We start from the raw sequence: 18661 nt of genomic DNA, 5'->3' as shown, positions 1-18661 counted from the left end.
AAATTCGGGAAGCTAATTAGCTTTACTGGAATCCCAAAGGTATCGACCGCGACTTTCCATCACATTGTTATAGTTATATTAAGACGACTTAAAGCCAGCGTTTGACTGCGGCCACTCCATCCATAGGCCCTGTGTTAAAACAGATGCTGGCCTGAGGCGCCTGTTTGTGAACCAGATTAATTGCCTGCTCAAACAACAGAAACTCATCCGGGTCGTTGCGTACCCCTGCACCTATCATGATGCAGTCGTACTGTGTTTCTTGTAATGCTGCAGTTATCACTTCAGCAGCCGTTTCACCATGGTCGATAGCACAAAAGTCCACTTCAAAACCTTCAAACTCCAACGCTGCCTTACCCATATTCAGCGCAGCCATCAGTTTTTCTTCCGTTAACTCCGGCCACTTATCATAATTGACCACAGCCGGGTCCAACCCAATCATCAACACTCTCTTTCCCACAGCCCCTCCATTAGCACACTATGCCACAAGCATATTGCCCCGCAGCATATTTCACTGTTAGTTTACATTTGCATTAACGAGGGATACAGTCCAGCCAAAAGAGGGAACGAATGGCCAATTTGTTGAAATTTATGCTCCTGAGCTCAACCATTAGCCTGGTTTTGTCGGCAACAGCCAGAGAGGAGCCTGCAATGAAAGATGAAAAGCCGGTATGGAAAACGGTTACTGTCCCCTTCCACGATGAACTTACCCTGGACATTCCAATCGATTCCGAACTGATGGCTTGGGAGTCAGAATTTTACTTCTGGTACATAGGTAATTTGCGGCTCACCGCCGAGAACAACCCCGTTTATGTGATTCATCCCCACAACCTGGATATCGTGCTCAGTGACGCCCCCAAGGCGGACTTTGACTACCCGGCATGGCGCAACGCTTTGACCGAGCATGGCGCTGAAATCATTCACGAAGCCAGTAACGGCGTACTCTATTATTCGGCAGACGCGTTGCATGTATTCACCTATTTATATACAGGCAAGCAGCATGTACTGGGTAAAGCGACACTATTTGATACTGGCGATCTGCCAGCAGCCTACGCCGCATTTGAAATACTCCACTCCTTCGTTCCCGGACCACAGAAAAAGCAATATACCGCGCCTTTTAATGCCGCCAGAGAGATGGAAACTATTCCTCAGTGGGACGAAAACCCACTCGCCCTGCAACTGGACGACATATTACCCAGGCAGCTAACCCCCTCCTGGCTGTTGAAAGAGGACTCCCTTGATGGCTTCTATTTCTACCCTGATTCATTCACTGATACGGTTGATGCCTATATCGAGTCAGATCCAGCTTACCTGAACGAACTTATTGCTTCCGCTAAAGAAAAAGATTGGGAGCTGTCTTACCAAAAGGAGTTTGTTGCGGGCAAACAATCCGGCAGCCTGCTATTCCAAAGCAGACGCAATCCTCAGGCATTTATCAGCTACTGCATGATCAGTGAATCTGGGTTGAACCTGTTACTATCTCTACCCTCTTCCATCACGGTAAAAAAACAGATGGAGTTCATTCATCAATGCAACCAACTGCCCGCTGGCAATCGACTGCCCTGGCTGACGGCACAGTGGCGCACCCAGCTGTTTAAGTACGGCCATGTTGACCCAATAGATGAGCTTCCCGGCTGGTTTGAGGTCTTTGATAAACATAACAACCCGGATGACTACTTTTTTGGTGCAGCGGGGTTACTGAATGATCAGGGAGAAACCGTCATTCCGCCTCGCTTTGATGAAATACACTTCAGTGGAAATGCCTTTATTGGGCACACAAACAATGGCCGGGAATTGCTGGATATGTCGGGTAAGTCAGTACTCAAAGCAGAGCTTATCTGGCGGGAACGTGACTCTTTGTACATGGTAAAAGAGAGCAGCAATAAACAAGGAATATATGACCTTGCCGCAAGAGACTGGCTTATCCCTTTAGATATGAACTACTTATCCTCGCTGGATGACAGCGGTCTGTTTACTTTCAGTCATGTGACCGAAGTCAAAGAGAGCAGTATCCGCTATGGTGATACAGGATTAATTGATGCTCAGGGCAAAACAATTATCCCCAATGAGTATCAAACCTTTTGGTATAACCCAGGGCTCAAAGTGATCGTTGGTCAGCGCAGGTGGCAACAGGGAGACAAAACCGGTTATCGCTATGGCATATTTGATATGCAGGGAAATTTACGGGTTCCCTTTGAATATGACTATGTAACTGGGGAAGAGACTGGTGCTGTCATCAAATTAAGAAAAGAAGGCCTCTGGTATCAATACCCTGCCGAATGATAAGAAGTATGCCGGGAGACAATGCTCCCGGCACTAATTTGTCGTTGTTCAGATGTATTAGTTCAGACCTGATCTGACAACTACTGCTTTTCAGCTTTTTTCTCTGCCTTTAAACGCTTTTTTTCAGCTTTACGCGCTTCTTTTTCTGCCTTTCTGGCTTCTTTGTCGGCTTCACGCTCCAGCTTGCGTTTTTCTTTTTTAGCATCTGCTTTTTTAGCTTCTCTTCGATACTCAGCGTCAGCTTTTCTGGCCTCACGCTCCGCTTCCATCCGATCTTTTCTTGCTTCGCGTTCAGCTTCAGTTCGCGCTTTACGAGTCTCACGTTCCGTTTCTGCAGTTAACTGTCGAGCTTCTCGCTGATACTCAGCCTTATCTTTTGCGGCCTCACGTTTAAGTTCGGCTTGCTCCCGACGCAACTCTGCTTCTTGCTTCATCGCTTCTTTTTTATAGTCATCTGGGTCGGCATAAGCCGCGGTGGTTAATACTCCCAGTGCGATAGCCAATAAACTTTTATTCAGTGTTTTCATTTGAGCTCCTTGTTGCCCCTCCGGATGTAACAAACTGTATCAATAAAGCCTTTTAGCTATGAACACAAGCTGAACGATAAAGTACTAAGGTTGCGGACACGCTGAAGGTAGAGTTAACTGAAGGCTCATCTTCGACTGATTTATCGCCATGAAAAATAACGCCCTAATCCTGATACTTCCGCTGTTGGCGGCTTGCACCAGCAGTGACAGGCTAATTGGCGAGAGCTGCCAGGAGCCAATGACACTCAATGAACCAGCCCAACAGATACGCAGTTTGTCGAATGATCTTGAACAACTCACCAGTCCAGCCCTGAATGGCAGAAAAACCGGTAGTGAGGGTGCTGTACTCACTCGTCAGTATCTGCAGCAAAGGTTCAAACAGCTGGGACTGGCGGGATGGCAAGATAAGTTTCAACACAGCTTTGAATACACTCAGGGCTTTTCCGACAAGCAGGGGATCAACCTGGCGGTGATACTTCCGGCAGCAGCCGACACTGACAATGCTCCCTGGCGGTTGGTGTTGGCTCACTATGACCACCTTGGCGGCAGAGCTGGTCTTAGTCGTCCGGATGGCAAATACTTTCCGGGCGCAGATGACAACGCTTCCGGAGTGGCTGCCATGCTGTCAGTGGCCGAAAGCCTGAAGAAACAGGCATTATCTGCCAATGTGCTGATGGTATTTACCGATGCTGAGGAACCCGGACTTTACGGCAGTAAAGCGCTGGTCAGGGAGTTGCAGAAAGCCGGAGTATTAAGTCAGATTGAGCTGGTGATTAATCTGGATATGGTAGGCCGCCCGGATAAACACAGACGTCTGTATGTTGAAGGGGTTCAAAGCATGGTTCCGGCCAGCCGAAATCAGGTACTGCAACAGCTGCAACTGGGTTACCAAACTATCGGGCTGTGCGCCCGGGTCGGTCACCCGAAAGGGATGGGCAGGGGCTCTTTTGTCAGCGACCGCATCGATTGGCTTAGAGCATCAGACCACTACCCTTTCCACAAGCAAGATATCCCCTGGCTGTTTTTTGCCAGTGGCAACCACAACCAATACCACACAGAGCAAGACAGCGTTGAACGGCTGGATTTAAGCTTTATCCTTCAGGTCAGCCAATTGACCAACCAGCTTATCACCCAAAAAGCGCCCCTCGCTGACTGATGATTTTAGGGGTTTCCTCTTAATATTCTTTACCAACAAGCATTTAACAATGATTCAGGTAAAACCATGCCGTCGATTTGGCTTATCAGCGCAAGCACCTTTGCTGCCGGCGTATTGGCAGGAGCGGCATTGGTAACTTTGGCAGCGTGATACAAAAAAGTGGATACCAGTCTCCCGGTATCCACTCCCTGAAGCTATTCAGCTAAGAAGCAACTCAATACACAGAGAAAGCACGGAACTGCCGGCCCTTGAGCTTGCCCTTGTTCAGGATAGTCAGTGCCTTCTTACCGAATTGACGCTTTACCGCCACAAAAGAGCGGATATCGGTGATCTTAATCTTGCCGATATCGTCACCTGTCAGTGACTTATCTGCCGTCAGGGCCCCGAGGATGTCTCCCGGACGCAACTTCTGCTTCTTACCGCCATCGATCAAAATCGTGGTCATCTTCGGCTTGTAAGGCGCAATATTCAGGTACTGCTCACCTGGCAATTCAGCGTCCTGGATCTCATGGCCCAGAACCTCTTCCAGAGCGGCAACCTTGTAGCTGTCTTTACCTGTGTAGAAGCTGAAAGCTTCGCCCTGACTGCCGGCACGACCGGTACGACCGATACGGTGAATATGCACCTCTTTGTCGTAGGCCATTTCAAAGTTCACCACAGCATCCAGATTATCGATATCCAGCCCCCGGGCTGCGACATCCGTGGCTACCAGAATATTGATACTCTTGTTGGCAAATTGCACCAGAGTACGGTCGCGCTCACGCTGCTCCTGATCGCCATGCAGTGCCAGAGCACTAAAGCCCAGGGCAGCCAACTCATCGGCCACTGACTGGGTTTCACGCTTGGTATTGCAGAACACCACTGCAGACTCGGGCTGATACTTACATAACAGGAGTTGCAGCGCCTGCATACGCTCACTGCGCGCTTCCAGGTGATAGAAGTGCTGGGAAATCGTCTGGCTGTCGTGAGTCGACTCCACCTTCACCATCTCAGGCTTGTGCATAATACGCTCAGCCATCCCCTGGATCTGGGCTGGGAAGGTCGCACTGAACAGCAAGGTCTGGCGGTTAGCCGGTGTCTGGGCAATGATGCTGTCCATCGCCTGGGTAAAGCCCATCTCCAGCATGCGGTCTGCTTCATCCAGTACCAGGGTGGTCAGCTCAGAAAAATCCAGACGGCCTTGCTCCAGATGGTCAAGTACCCGGCCTGGCGTACCCACAATAATATGTGCGCCATGCTCAAGGGAGCCAATCTGAGGCCCAACTGGCACACCACCGCACAGGGTCAGCACCTTGATGTTGTGAATGCCCCGGGCAAGTGTACGTATCTCTTTGGCCACCTGATCCGCCAGCTCACGGGTCGGACACAGCACCAGAGATTGAATACGGAAACGTTTAACGTTCAGTTTGTGCAGCAATCCCAGACCAAAAGCAGCCGTCTTGCCACTCCCGGTTTTACCCTGAGCAATCAGATCCTTGCCAGCCAAAATCTGTGGCAGGCTCTGAGCCTGAATTGCTGTCATCTGAGCAAAGCCGATAGACTCCAGCGTCGACAGCAGCTCAGTTTTCAGCGCCAGAGAAGAAAATGCCATCGAAGGGCTGTTGGTTTGAGTTTGATTCAAGGGATTGTCCTGCAGAAAATGAAAAGCCGCACAGTGAATATGTGCGGCGAATTACGGTAATAGTATCAAATATCATCAACTGTCACCAGCTAATGATTAAAACTCCTGCAGCTGTAAATGCTCAACTTTAGGCCTGGGACTGGCCACAATTTGCTCCAGCAAATGAGTGAATGAATTGGCCAATAAGGTGAGTTCCTGAGGTTCTTCAGTCCAAACCTGTTTCATCAGGTCTTTATGCCTGAATCGCACTTTGCCATAGTCGCGCGTTGAGAGATCAAGCAGTAAGAGATCACCGGCAATGGAGTCTGCAATCACCAGGCTTCTGTCGGGAATGGCCGCTCGTCCAAGGGGGTTGGGTCTTGCATATTGGTGAGTCAGAGTCACTGCCGTATCTATGGCGGCAAACATGCCAAGAAAAGAGAGGGAAATGCCATTCAAGCCGACATTGACTCTGGGGTCTTCCAGGCCACGCATACCATAGTGTTTCATAAACCAGCGGTAATCTTGTGGCAGGTCAACTCCCAGGCGGGATTCTGCGATATCCAGATCCGTATCGGTGGCACAATAAACATCGGCGCGCTCCCCGCTTTCATGGTCGACCGGAGCCCACAACAGGGATTTGCAGAGTTCAGAAATACTTAGATAGCTCATTTAGTTCCTTTCCAAAGTACCTTTTCATTTCTGCGGGCGCCCACCCCGATATATTCAACCACACTTTTGCAGAGGGTTTGAATTATTAGGCTGCCACAACCAACAAGCCTAACGCAACAACCTATTTATCTTATATATTCCAACTCATTTACCCATTTAGCTAAGCTCAGGAAATATAATTTAAACCCCTTTCAAATAATGGTTATTTTGCCAGGTCGATATTCGCTGCTGCAGTAATGCCTGGTCGGTATCATCCCCGGCAATCGTCTGAACAAACAGCGCCAACTTCTCAGTCAGAGTTCCCTGAAGCTGGGTGTTGGTAGGGATATCTCTCAGATCCACTATCAGATGAGTGAATCTGCCCTGCTGTTCCTGTAACAACTCAGGGGTAAAACTGTGTTTAGCGCTGTATAGGCGGTTGTAGCTGCCTCTGGCCTTATGGATCACATAGGGCTCATCCTTAAGATTTTGCAATCCGGCACTCTTGCTGCAGCGTTTGAGACAACCAGCGTTCATACGCTGCTTTTTACAACCAACGCTCTGCATCAGCAGGCACTGACGACTGGTCATCAGGTGGTTGGGTTCAAACAGGGTTGCCATCAACCACATCTCAGTTGGCCGCACAATCCGCTCCATCTGTTTGCCACTTAACTCTTTTGACAACACAGCACCGCAGGCGTTCAATTCATTGTGCAAACAATCCAGCGCCGCAGAGTTGGCGATATTCAGCTGGGAACCGGCCACCCAGGGTAGTTGCAGCTCTCTGGCCAATTGCGCCACGCCAAGATTGTGGGTCATAACCCAATCCGGTCTGACACTGTCGAGCAAGGTTCGCGCGGCCTCGAAGTGTTTGCCAGTCACCACAGCAGGAAAGCAGGGGATTAACCCAGGCGTTTGCCTGAATACCGCCAACACTTCATCCATACTGTCCGCCAGGGTGTCGGGTAGCATCACGCAATAGTGAATATCTGCAGACTCGGGTCTGGAGTCCTGCAGCTGAGCCATATCCAGTATCACCACCAACTTTGGCCGAATATCTGTACAACCCACCCCGGCAGGCAAGGGGATATTCAACTCAGTGCCTTTCAGGCTTCGCGCTTTATTGGCGGGAACCTCCATAGCATCAATACGCCTGTGCATACGCTGCATAATGCTGGTTTTAGTGCTGTACAATTGCTGTTTAACCCGCTTGATATCATCACTGGTTTCGCACCTGTGCAATTTACTGAAATACACTGGTGCATGATCTCTGGGGTTGTCGATAAACATGCCGTGATGAACATCTGCCATCAAATAACCGTTGGAAAAATCCCGGTTAAATACAGTGTACAGAGAGGACATATCACTGGATTGCTGCTCTCCCTCACACAGGGCATCTATTTGTTTTCGCCAGCTTTCTGTGGTGGTAAAGACATAGTGAGGCTTCTTGATTCGCCCCTCGATTTTCAGTGAATGCACTCCGGCTGAAGCTAATGCGGGCAAGTCCATAAAGGCCGAGTTGTCTTTCATATTGAGAGGATATTGCTTGCCTGCCGCTGTTGGCTCATAAGCCTCCCGGCAGGGCTGGCTGCAACGGCCGCGATTACCGGATGCCCCGTTGCGAGCTGAGCTCAGATAGCAAACTCCGGAAAAGCCTACACAGTAGGAACCGTGTACAAAGACCTCAGTCAGCATGTTGATTTCCCGGCCAACCGCCACCAGATCGGTAATCTCCGGCAGGCTCAGCTCCCGGGACAGATTGACCCGGCTCATCCCCATGCCGGAAAGCAGCTTCATCTGCCCCGGATTGTGAGTATTCATCTGGGTCGAGGCGTGCACATCCAGAGACGGAAAGTGACGTTTCAACAGGCTGGCCAGCCCCAGATCCTGCACTATCACACCATCCACCTGAGTCTGTTGCAGCTGCTGCAACAGACGCAACATGGCGGGCAACTCACTCTCGAGCAGCATAATATTCAGGGTCAGGAAGATTTTGCAGTTATGGCTGTGGGCCAGTTCAATCACGCCATCCAGCAGATCCAGGGTGATATTGGTGGCACGATTTCTGGCGTTAAATCTGTCCAGGCCACAATAAACGGCATCGGCACCGGCGGCGATCGCAGCCTTAATGGCATCAAGGTCACCACCCGGGGCAAGGAGTTCAAATTGATCTTTCTGGTACATACATGGGCTCGGAAGATGGATTAACCGGGAAATCGGGCAAATTTCAGGCGGCGCATTGTAGAGACTTCCCCACTCAATTTCGAGCTCTCTTTGGGGATAATTGGATGCAACACAGAAATGAAAAAGCTCACACAAGGTGAGCTTTTCAGGGATTAATATAAAGACGGCTGCCCTTCTGGTCGCGTCTTGAAGCGGCGGTGCAACCACATATATTGATCCGGTGCTGCCATGATGGACTCTTCCACTACCTTATTGATGACACGGGCACCGGCCTCCGGGTCATGTTTGGGGAAGGTCTCCACCAGAGGTTCCCTTATCGTCAGGGTGTAATGGCCATTATCGTCGTTACGAACCACGGTAAAGGGCACGATGGCGCAATCGGTTTCATCCACCAACAGACTTGTACCTGTTGTCGTACAGGCCTGCTCGACAGCAAACAAAGGCGCAAAGGCATGACGTCTGGGTCCATAATCATGATCCGGCGCATACCATAGCACCCGACCTTTGCGCAGACTCTCCAGCATGGTTTTTACGTCTTTGCGGTGGATCATCTCATGACCCCCCTTGGTACGTCCCTTGAACTGGAAGTAATCAAAGCAGGGATTATTATTGGGTCGATATACTCCCATGCCAGATAGCTTAAGGCCGCAGGCTCGCCCACCGAACTCCAGATTTAAAGAGTGAACCGACACCAGCAACACACCGCGACCTTCCGCTCTAAGCTTGTCCAGATGTTCCAGCCCTTCAAAGGAAACATGTTTGGCCACACGGGCCTCAGACCAGTACCAGGCCATGCCGGTTTCAAACAGTGCCAGACCGGTATTGTCTATGTTGGCTTTGATCAGCGCTTCACGCTCTGCAGCTGGCATATTGGGAAAGCACAGCTCAAGGTTTCTGGCCATGGTTTTGCGACGCTTAGGCATCAGGCGAATGGCGGCTCTTCCGAGGGCTTTTCCCATGGCAAACTGTAACTTCCAGGGCAGCAAACTCAGCAGATACGCAAAAGCCACCAAAAGCAGAGTTCCCCAGTATTTAGGCAGCAGAAACCTAGCTGAGAATTCAGGAGCAGGATATTTATTCATGACTACAACGGCCTCCTGGCCAGTCCAGCAAAAGATCCGACTCCCTTCAGATCCCGATAAAAAAGGAGCGCATTTTATGCTCCGCGCGCCAAAGAGGAAAGTGATCTGCAGATGAAAAATTGATTAAAACAATCAGTCCGGATATCGCCGCGCCATTTCCTGCAGCGAATCCAGCAGTAGCTGCTTCAGCACATCCAGGTCGATATCCGACAGGCGTTTTACCGTCAAACAGGATTTTCCCATCTTGTGTTTACCCAGTTGAGGCAGAAGCTGATGCTGGTCCATGCCACAGGCCATAAGATAGATACTCATCCCCGCTTTTCTGGATGCGAAACCGGTACGGAAGAAGTCTCCCTCCCGGCCAGATTCATATCGGTAGTGATATTGACCAAACCCCACCAGACTGTCGCCCCATATCACCCCATGGGTACCTGTCAGCTCAGCCATTATGGCGTAGAGCTGCTCACAATCACGGCGACGAACAGGATCTGTAATCCCCTCCAACCAGGTTTTTACACTCAGTTCCGTCGGCTGGGTTTTATTTGCTGTCATGGGCAGAACTCATGCAGGTTGCCAAAGCTGAATGGGATTACCTTCAGGATCCTGCAGGCGGGCAAACAGGCCGTTGGGGTAAGTTTCGGGATCCACTTCTACTGCAATACCCGCTTGCCTTAACTGCGCCACCATGGCGGAAAGGTCATTGACTCTGAAGTTAATCATCCAGCTCTGCTCTGCTTTACCGAAGTAGTCTGTATCCGCCGGGAATGCTGCGAACACAGTGAAACCCGCCTGCTGACTCCAGGGCTGAGTCTCGTAATCTGACGGGACAGGGTCGATACCCAGATGTTTCTCATACCATGCAGACATTGCTGCAGGGTCTTTGGCTTTGAAAAACACGCCACCTATACCTGTTACTTTTTCCATCGTCTTTCTCCTCTGTCAGGGGAATACCCCAACATAGCCACCTCAGACGGATAGAGCCAGTTATCCCTCCCTCAATTTTTGACCACTCCGCTCTCAAAGAGATGAGTCTCCTGCACCAACAGCAGGCATATTTGCAGCATCAATGGGCAAGCAAGCTGTCATCAATTCGTATCACCACGTTCAATTTATTGAAATGATTAGTGATTAATATCTGGCACGTTTCTTACATAGCTATCGACGGTAGCAACAGGAGGTGAAGATGAACACATTCAAATACTGTATCCATTGGTTGGCATCGGAATGGCGCTATGTTCGCCACGCGGGGATCAGTCAATGGGAAACATCTGAACCCGAACATGGGAGACTTGAACCATGAATGAGTCAAATTTGAAATCCACTGCACTGGACAAGGTACAACAGGATGGCCAGTTACCCTCTGAAGTGGCCAAAGAATTGGGGATATCCAGCCGACTTCTTTACCGCTGGCTACGGGAGCCCAAAAGTACCAAAAGCCAGAGTCGCCAACGCATTGAGAATGAAATAGAGAAGCTGACCCATAAACTGCATCAGCTCAGGCAACAGATGCGTCAGCTGGAGCAGCATTAACAATACGAGGCGCCGCTGCGCCTCGTATTTATTGGTGTATGAGTTCAATCAGTGGGGAATAAAGGCCAGTCCAAAGGGGTTCAGGCCGACAGTCACATCGGTTAACAGTTCTGGCTCCCCTTTTCGCCCTGACAGGGTAAATACGGAGACCTTGTTACTGCCCCCGCCTGAATGGGTAATGTAGAGCTTACTGCCGTCATTGGTCACAACAATATTGTGAGGAATAGCGAATGGCGTGTCATCTACATCCCGACTGCTGAGGCTCCGACTGTGCAACAGATGGAGTCCACTGACGCCACCGTCAGCAATATTGGTTAAGTAGACCTGCTTATCCCTGGCAAAAATGCCGTGGGCATTGGCGACATCGGCAGTATGTCTTAGCCTTAATGAGCGGGATTCGAAACGGGCTACTGTACTGGCATCCTGAGAAGCAACCAGCAAAGCTCTGTCTTTGTTATTCAAGAACAGATGCGGATCACCGCCAACGGATACTCTGGCCGTTTCCACAGCACCTTGTGCCCCAACTTCATACTTCACCACCCAATCATTGCCTGGCGCCCCATCAAGCAGACTGACAAACCAGCTCAACCCATCCGCAGAAACATAAATATCGTGGGGCTTAAAACCTGCAGCAACCAGATCGGCGGGCATAGCGACTGTGGCTTTACTGGTCAGGCTATTGGTGTCAATCACTGTAACAGTGTTGTCGATATCATTGTTGACCAACAGCTTTTGTGCATCTGCCGCAGCCCACATATGAAACACACCGCGCCCGGCAGGGATCTCCGCAAGCAGGTTAAAGCCAAAGCTGTCGTAGGCCAGCACTCTGTTATTGGCCCTGTCTCCTACATACATGCGGTTTTCTTTGTACACCACATACATGGGCTCAGGACTGTTTTCCCCCGCAGGTAACGCCAGAGTATGACGAACGGTGTCATCGCCGACTGAAATAATTGAGACAGTGCCATCGGCTCGATTGGCAATAGCGACGCTGCCATCTGCATTTTCGGCATAAGACGTCGCAGACAGCAGGCTGCCTGCGAGAACCAAAGATAGGATAGATTTTATCAACATAGTGAAATTGCTCCCTGAAATGCCCCCTAGCGGGCCACATCCCCAAGTTCGCAGGAAAATCTCACGGAAGTATCACAGTGGGCTCACAAATCAGGTCAAATTGGCGGGAGTTCATATCGCTCCAGGCAGGACCTGATAAGCCCGTATCACTCCCAATACGGTGATAGCGATTGCCCACGGTAAGGGATTACTGATATAATCCTTCGTTTTCGGTGCGGGAAATCGACACGGGGGTTGATTTTCTGTCTATGAAGCAACTCTAACGTGTTGCAATAACACGTCCATAAGGCAACAACCCATGTCATCCAATGAAAAAACTTTCCGCGAACTCGGTCTGTCCGAGCCGCTGTTGCGCGCTCTTGACGAGCTCGGCTACGAGAAACCAACTCCTATTCAGGCGGCCAGTATTGACCCTCTGATGGAAGGACGTGACATTCTCGGCCAGGCGCAAACAGGTACCGGAAAAACCGGTGCTTTTGCATTGCCACTCTTGAGTGCAATCGATCACACCCAAAATACTCCTCAAATCCTGGTACTGGCTCCTACCCGTGAGCTGGCTGTTCAGGTGGCAGAAGCTTTCAGCAGCTATGCCAAATTTATGAAAGGTTTCCATGTTCTGCCTATCTATGGTGGTCAGAGCATGTATCAGCAGCTTCAGGCGTTGCGCCGCGGTCCTCAGGTTATTGTTGGTACCCCGGGTCGTGTAATGGACCACATGCGTCGCGGCACCCTGAAACTGGACACTCTGCGTGCTCTGGTTCTGGACGAAGCTGATGAAATGCTGAAAATGGGCTTCATCGATGATATCGAATGGATCCTGGAACACACTCCTGAAGAGCGTCAGCTGGCTCTGTTCTCTGCCACTATGCCAGAGCAGATCAAGCGCGTTGCCAACAAGCACCTGCGTGAACCAGCTCAGATCAGCATTGCTGCCAGCCACACCACTGTAGAATCTATCGAACAGCGTTTCGTTCAGGTTTCTCAGCACAACAAGCTGGAAGCTCTGGTACGTGTTCTGGAAGTGGAAAACACCGAAGGTATCATCATCTTCGTACGTACCCGTAACTCCTGTGTGGAACTGGCTGAGAAGCTGGAAGCCCGTGGTTACGCTGCATCTCCACTGCACGGTGATATGAACCAGCAGGCTCGTGAGCGTGCCGTTGACCAACTGAAGTGCGGCAAGCTGGATATCCTGATCGCCACCGACGTTGCGGCCCGTGGTCTGGACGTAGAGCGTATCGGTCACGTAGTTAACTACGATATTCCATACGACACTGAAGCTTACGTACACCGTATCGGTCGTACAGGTCGTGCCGGTCGTACCGGTATGGCTATCCTGTTCGTGACCCATCGTGAAATGCGCATGCTGCGCACCATCGAGCGCGCCACCAACAGCCGTATCTCTCCAATGAAGGTACCTAGCCCAGAGACAGTAGCAGAGCGTCGTCTGTCCCGTCTGGGTGAGCAGGTTGCTGAAGTGGTTGCCAACGAGTCTCTGGACTTTATGGAAGCTGCAGTGGCTCAGCTGTGCCAGCAACTGGAAGTAGATACCGATAAACTGGCTGCTGCTCTGCTGCAACTGGTTCAGAAAGAGCGTCCACTGCAACTGCCTCCAATGCAGGAGCGTCAGCGTGACAGCCGTGATGAGCGCGGTGGCCGTGAAGGTCGCGAGCGTCGTCCTCGCCCAACCGCTGAGATGCTGGGCAGCGCAGAAGCACTGAAGGACAACCCTGATGTGAAGATGTGCCGTTACGTGATCGATGTGGGTCGTGAGAATGGCGTAGGTGTAGGTAACATCGTGGGCGCTATCGCCAACGAAGCCAACATCGACAGCCGCTACATTGGCCAGATCCAACTGTTCGATTCTGTGACCACAGTTGACCTGCCAGACGGCATGCCTAAAGACGTACTGCAGCACCTGAAGAAGGTTCGCGTATGTGGTCGTCCACTGAACATCCGTGAAGTGACCGAGAACATGACTTTCGAAGATTCAGGTTCAGGTGCACCACGCCGTCGTCGTCCTCAGGGCGGTGATCGTCGTCCACACGGTGGTGACCGTCGCGGTCATGGCGGTGAGCGTCGTGAACGTCGCAACCACGAAGGTGGTGACCGTAAGCCACACCGCAAAGGTGGCTACCAGGGCAATCGCGACCGCGACTAATCCCTGATCAAACAAAAAAAAGGCGCCCATGGCGCCTTTTTTGTTATCTGTGACCCGTCCTGAATACAGATATACCAATCCGCATAGAAGATTGATCTCATCAGAGCCATGTCAGCCATTCGAGTACAATCCAAATTGGTGACGACATAGTGGTTCTATGGCTAGACAATTTGGGGCAGTAATCGTGTGGCTGACAGGCTCCCGAAGGGCGAGTTTTAAAGGCGCGCATACTGCCCAGAGCTCTCTTGATTTATCCCGATAGATCTTCGCTCGCTCCGATTGTCTCCACGCCTTTAAATTCTCGCTGAGTGACTAAACTCCTATGCGGATTGGTATTATCAGTGTCCTGCCAGCTTTAACGCTTCCACCAACGCCAGATAATCATCTGTCACCATATCCGCCATCGCGGCATACTCGGGCACAGGTTGCTGAACATTGTAGAGCAGGCTCATAGCTCCGGCATTGGCAGCGGTTTGCAGGTCAAACAGATAATCCCCCACATAAAGACACTCATGCGGTGCTATCCCCCACTCCCGGCACATCATCAGAATACCCTCAGGTGATGGCTTGGCTGGCGCATCTTCCCGGGTGAGCACGGCAGGAATTGAACAGCCAAGACGCCCCAGAGTAACGCCTGCAGCCTGGCGGATATTTCGGGTAAGAATAGCGGTGGGCAGGCCAGCGCTGTGGAGATAATCCACCAGAACCTGCGCCCCGGGGATCCACTCGGCTCTGGCAGAACTTTCCAGTTCGTAGCGATGAATAACGGCGTTGGCACTGGCTTTACGATCGGGGCACTCGATATCATCAAGCCACTTGAGAATATCCACTCCCCGGCAGATCTCCAGTTCGGCGCAGAGAGAGTCAAAGTCAGGATTTGAGCTGGCAAGGGTGCCATCCAGATCGAATATCACTCCTTTAATCCGGCCCAAATCCACTTCTGTCTGTTTGATTAGCGGCATAGCGTCCCTGTCTTGTTGGCTTTAAAGCTAACTATACGCGCAGTAACTGCCCTGAGCTCAGAACAGGATCACAACTGCTGCAGTCATTGCCAACGCCATTAAGCCTAAGATTATCCAGCGATTGTTACCGGAAAACCAGGGTTCACCATACTCTCGTTTGGCCATGATGTAGAAAGCCAACCCGGGGAAATAGAGCAGGCTGGTCAAGAGCAAGTGGTGCAACCCGGCGGCATAGAGCAGCCAGAACCCATAGACACTGGCCATGCCACCGAACAGCATCATCTTGATATTGCCGTCCTGACGCCCGGTTTTAAGGGCATAGAGCGCCACAAACAGATAAGGCACCAGAATCATCTCAGAAGCCACATTCAACAGTGACTCATAGGTGCCGCCCTCAATGGTCACCCAGATGAGTACAAATTGCACCACGGCATTGGAGATCAACAGGATATTCTTGGGCGTACCTTTGGAGTTGGTTTTGCCAAACAGGCTGGGAAACATCTTCTCCCGGGCGCCGATATAGGGCGACTCATTGGCGAGCAAAGTCCAGCTGAGGTAAGCCCCACTCACAGACACAATCAAGCCAAGCCCCACAATCCACAGGCCTACCGGCCCGAGAATATGCTTCAGCACCTGAGCGGCAGAGGGGTTTTGCATCTGAGCCAGCTCAGTGGTGGTTATCACCCCCATGGACAGCAAGCTGACCATCACATAGATAAACAGAGTGATAAGCAAACCAAATATGGTCGCCCTGCCCACATCCTTGCGATTGCGGGCGCGGCTGGAAACCACTACAGCCCCCTCAATACCAATAAAGACCCACACGGTAATCAGCATGGTCTCCTTGACCTGGGTCATCAGATCCGCCTCGGGCATGGCCGTCACAACGGAGAAGTCCAGGGTAAAGGTACTGAGTTTAAAGGCGACAGCAGCCACCACGATAAAAACAAACAGGGGGATAAGTTTGGCAATCGTGGTCACAGCGTTGATGATGGCTGCGGTCTGTACGCCGCGCAGCAGCAGGAAGTGGATCATCCACACAAAGCCGGAAGCCAGCAGCGCCGACACCAGGGTATTGCCCTGGCCAAATACCTCATGTTGGGGCGTGTCAAAAAACAGCCCCAGGGTACTGAAGATAATCACCAGATAGGAAACATTGGCCAGCACTGCACTAAGCCAGTATCCCCAGCAGGAGAAGAAACCAACGAGATCACCAAAACCGGCCTTGGCATAGCCAAATACCCCTGTGTTTATCTCGGGTTTATCCAGGCAAAGACGCTGAAAGGTCAGTGCCAGAAAGATCATGCCTGTACCGGTAATGGTCCAGCCAATCATCACAGCCAAGGGGCTGGCAACCGCCGCCATATTCTGTGGCAGGCTGAATACACCGGCACCGATAATAGAGCCTACAACGAGGGCACACAGTGCCCCCAGTCCAAGTTTGTTGTCAGTTGTGGTCATGGTTAAACGAGTCGAATATCTGTAGAAGCCCAGCCAGCCAGGAGCCATATCTCCGGTACTGACCCATATTATTCGCCCAACCACCGACAACAATCAGGTGGTACTTCCATAGGCCGGAACCCCGCAGGGTGTATCCGCGCCTCCCGGCGCAGCAAAATCAGTCTTGTGGGTTAACCTCTTTCTCCTGAGGCTCAGGCTGGAGCTGCGACAACTGCTTTTCAGCGGTTTTCGCCAGCGCCACCATGGTGATCCCCAATATCAGCAGCTTAATACCGATTAAAATGCCAATCACAAACTCTGACGATACAGGCCACCGCACCAGAATAATCAGTGCCAATATCAATGAAGACAGGCCTCCCATGGCCACATATCCCCAACCATGTCTTGGCTTGAGCTGGAAAGCAGCCAGTATGTTGGCAATGCCATCCACCAGAAAATAACTGCCGAGGAACAAGGTCAATGTTGCCAGGCTCACGCCGGGATTAATCAACATATACAGACCGGCAACCAGAGTCAGTACCGCCCACACCAATCTGAAGCTCAAGCCCCTGCCCTCACCGGGCCAGGCAGCCAGCAGCTGGACGACCCCAACGGCCACCAACGCGATGGCAAACAGCGCCGCGACAGCCAGCCCCATGGCCAAAGGCAGAGCCAGGGCCAATATGCCCAAAACAATGGTAACGTATCCCCAAGTCTTGCTGGTTGTATAAGCTTTATGCAGTAAACGGTCGGCGGTCATCATAGGAGGGAACCTGACGGTGTGATCTATGTCTCTGAGTCTACCGAACAAAAACTGTCAGTGACCAGAACTTTTCCCCAGCTATAGCCTTAAGTTAAGAGAGATTAATTTGTTATAGCTTTATGCGATAAATGACTCTGCTTTAAAAACCAAAAAAACCGGCATTTGCCGGTTTTTCATTGGGTTGAGCGAGACAAGGTTTTGCCGTTACCGGCGACTATGACGCCGATGCCACCTGTGGGCGAACGCCCAGAGTATGACAAATGGCATAGGTCAGCTCAGCCCGGTTAAGGGTATAGAAGTGGAAATCCTTCACCCCTTCACGGGACAGTACTTTCACCATATCAATGGCCACATTGGCGCCCACCAACTGACGGGTAGAAGGATCATCCTCCAGGCCATCAAACTGCTTGTGCAACCAGGACGGCAGAGACACATTGGTCATGCCCGCGAAGCGCTTAAGCTGGGTAAAGTTGGTCACGGGCAGAATGCCAGGCACTATCTCCACATCAATGCCTGCCGCGACACAGCGGTCACGGAATCTCAGGTAGGACTCCACATCGAAAAAGAACTGAGTGATGGCACGGTTGGCGCCGGCATCTATCTTGCGCTTGAGGTTAATCAGATCCGCCTGAGCATTGGCAGCCTCAGGGTGCACCTCAGGATAAGCCGCCACCGAGATATCGAAATCGGCTACAGATTTCAGCAAACCGACCAGATCAGCCGCAAACCGGGTTGGCTTGAGTGAACCGTCAGGCAAGTCACCACGCAGCGCGACAATACTGCGCACGCCATTTTCCCAGTACTGCTTGGCCAGATCCCGCAGTTCAGCCTCTTCGGCATCCACCAGCGTCAGATGCGGTGCAGCCACCAGGTTGGTTTCATTCTGAATGCGGTCAATCACGCTATGGGTTCTGTCACGGACACCGGAATTGGCACCATAGGTTACCGACACAAACTTGGGATTCAGAGGCTCCAGACGACGAATAGAGCTCCACAGCAGCTTTTCCATTTCCGGAGTCGAAGGAGGAAAGAACTCAAAAGACACGTTGATGCCACCATTGAGCTCCGCCAAGCTCTGGTTCAACGACTGCGAGAATTGTGCGTGATGAAATGCCATGTAACTGTCCTCTGTCCCTCTGATTACGACCAGACGTTTAGGTGTTTAGACGTCTAAATGTCCACATACTAGAACAAGTGAATTTGAAGTCAAGTTAAAACTGCTCACATACCTCTTCAATTTTGCTCACACTG

The 18661-nt window shown here is 51.2% G+C and carries 17 protein-coding genes; 4 read left to right on the top strand and 13 right to left on the bottom strand.

The window, feature by feature from the left end; translation table 11 throughout:
• Positions 1-88 precede the first annotated feature (88 nt).
• Positions 89-457, bottom strand: coding sequence for a hypothetical protein (locus ACFOE0_RS18075; protein ID WP_248934011.1), 369 nt, complete (start codon positions 455-457; stop codon positions 89-91).
• Positions 458-567: 110 nt separating this feature from the next.
• Here ACFOE0_RS18075 and ACFOE0_RS18070 point away from each other — a divergent pair, with 110 nt between their 5' ends.
• The gene (locus ACFOE0_RS18070; protein ID WP_248934010.1) at positions 568-2280 is read left to right on the top strand and encodes a WG repeat-containing protein; all 1713 of its coding nucleotides are present in this window, start codon (positions 568-570) and stop codon (positions 2278-2280) included.
• An 80-nt stretch (positions 2281-2360) separates the two neighbouring features.
• Here the strand turns inward: ACFOE0_RS18070 and ACFOE0_RS18065 are convergent, their stop codons facing one another.
• On the bottom strand, positions 2361-2807 hold the full coding sequence (locus ACFOE0_RS18065; RefSeq protein WP_248934009.1) for a hypothetical protein: 447 nt from the start codon (positions 2805-2807) through the stop codon (positions 2361-2363).
• A 238-nt stretch (positions 2808-3045) separates the two neighbouring features.
• Here ACFOE0_RS18065 and ACFOE0_RS18060 point away from each other — a divergent pair, with 238 nt between their 5' ends.
• Positions 3046-3963 (top strand): M20/M25/M40 family metallo-hydrolase, encoded by a 918-nt coding sequence (locus ACFOE0_RS18060; protein WP_248934008.1) that lies wholly within the window; start codon positions 3046-3048, stop codon positions 3961-3963.
• Positions 3964-4177: 214 nt separating this feature from the next.
• On the opposite strand, the gene dbpA is transcribed toward ACFOE0_RS18060, so the two are convergent.
• From dbpA to ACFOE0_RS18030, 6 genes are all read right to left on the bottom strand, one after another.
• Positions 4178-5554, bottom strand: a complete 1377-nt coding sequence (dbpA, locus tag ACFOE0_RS18055; RefSeq protein WP_248934744.1) for an ATP-dependent RNA helicase DbpA — start codon at positions 5552-5554, stop codon at positions 4178-4180.
• Positions 5555-5680: 126 nt separating this feature from the next.
• The gene (locus tag ACFOE0_RS18050) at positions 5681-6235 is read right to left on the bottom strand and encodes an SMI1/KNR4 family protein (RefSeq protein ID WP_248934007.1); all 555 of its coding nucleotides are present in this window, start codon (positions 6233-6235) and stop codon (positions 5681-5683) included.
• Between the two features lie 180 nt (positions 6236-6415).
• Positions 6416-8398, bottom strand: coding sequence for a U32 family peptidase (locus ACFOE0_RS18045; RefSeq protein WP_248934006.1), 1983 nt, complete (start codon positions 8396-8398; stop codon positions 6416-6418).
• A 152-nt stretch (positions 8399-8550) separates the two neighbouring features.
• Entirely contained in the window at positions 8551-9480 is a 930-nt protein-coding gene (gene lpxL, locus ACFOE0_RS18040; RefSeq protein ID WP_248934005.1) for an LpxL/LpxP family Kdo(2)-lipid IV(A) lauroyl/palmitoleoyl acyltransferase, read from the bottom strand.
• 132 nt (positions 9481-9612) lie between these two features.
• Positions 9613-10032, bottom strand: a complete 420-nt coding sequence (locus tag ACFOE0_RS18035; protein ID WP_248934004.1) for a DUF1801 domain-containing protein — start codon at positions 10030-10032, stop codon at positions 9613-9615.
• Positions 10033-10041: 9 nt separating this feature from the next.
• Complete coding sequence (locus tag ACFOE0_RS18030; protein ID WP_248934003.1) at positions 10042-10404, bottom strand: VOC family protein; 363 nt, start codon at positions 10402-10404, stop codon at positions 10042-10044.
• 372 nt (positions 10405-10776) lie between these two features.
• Between ACFOE0_RS18030 and ACFOE0_RS18025 the strand changes: the two genes are divergently transcribed.
• Complete coding sequence (locus tag ACFOE0_RS18025) at positions 10777-11010, top strand: transposase (protein ID WP_248934002.1); 234 nt, start codon at positions 10777-10779, stop codon at positions 11008-11010.
• A 48-nt stretch (positions 11011-11058) separates the two neighbouring features.
• Here ACFOE0_RS18025 and ACFOE0_RS18020 read toward each other — a convergent pair whose 3' ends face one another.
• Complete coding sequence (locus ACFOE0_RS18020) at positions 11059-12084, bottom strand: YncE family protein (protein ID WP_248934001.1); 1026 nt, start codon at positions 12082-12084, stop codon at positions 11059-11061.
• Positions 12085-12382: 298 nt separating this feature from the next.
• On the opposite strand from ACFOE0_RS18020, the gene ACFOE0_RS18015 reads away from it, so the two are divergent.
• Positions 12383-14245: a DEAD/DEAH box helicase gene (locus tag ACFOE0_RS18015; protein WP_248934000.1), complete on the top strand. Its 1863-nt coding sequence runs from the start codon at positions 12383-12385 to the stop codon at positions 14243-14245.
• A gap of 338 nt (positions 14246-14583) precedes the next feature.
• On the opposite strand, the gene ACFOE0_RS18010 is transcribed toward ACFOE0_RS18015, so the two are convergent.
• The 4 genes from ACFOE0_RS18010 to metF all read right to left on the bottom strand — a co-directional run bounded on the left by ACFOE0_RS18010 (position 14584) and on the right by metF (position 18527).
• Positions 14584-15207: an HAD family hydrolase gene (locus ACFOE0_RS18010; RefSeq protein ID WP_248933999.1), complete on the bottom strand. Its 624-nt coding sequence runs from the start codon at positions 15205-15207 to the stop codon at positions 14584-14586.
• Between the two features lie 57 nt (positions 15208-15264).
• Positions 15265-16716 (bottom strand): basic amino acid/polyamine antiporter, encoded by a 1452-nt coding sequence (locus ACFOE0_RS18005; protein WP_248933998.1) that lies wholly within the window; start codon positions 16714-16716, stop codon positions 15265-15267.
• A 109-nt stretch (positions 16717-16825) separates the two neighbouring features.
• The gene (locus ACFOE0_RS18000; RefSeq protein WP_248933997.1) at positions 16826-17410 is read right to left on the bottom strand and encodes an HdeD family acid-resistance protein; all 585 of its coding nucleotides are present in this window, start codon (positions 17408-17410) and stop codon (positions 16826-16828) included.
• A gap of 214 nt (positions 17411-17624) precedes the next feature.
• Entirely contained in the window at positions 17625-18527 is a 903-nt protein-coding gene (gene metF / locus ACFOE0_RS17995; protein WP_248933996.1) for a methylenetetrahydrofolate reductase, read from the bottom strand.
• Positions 18528-18661: the final 134 nt, after the last annotated feature.

Source organism: Shewanella submarina (genome assembly GCF_042646185.1).
GTDB lineage: Bacteria > Pseudomonadota > Gammaproteobacteria > Enterobacterales > Shewanellaceae > Shewanella > Shewanella corallii.
The sequence above is the reverse complement of the archived record's forward strand: the minus strand, read 5'-3'. Positions and strand labels throughout refer to the sequence as shown.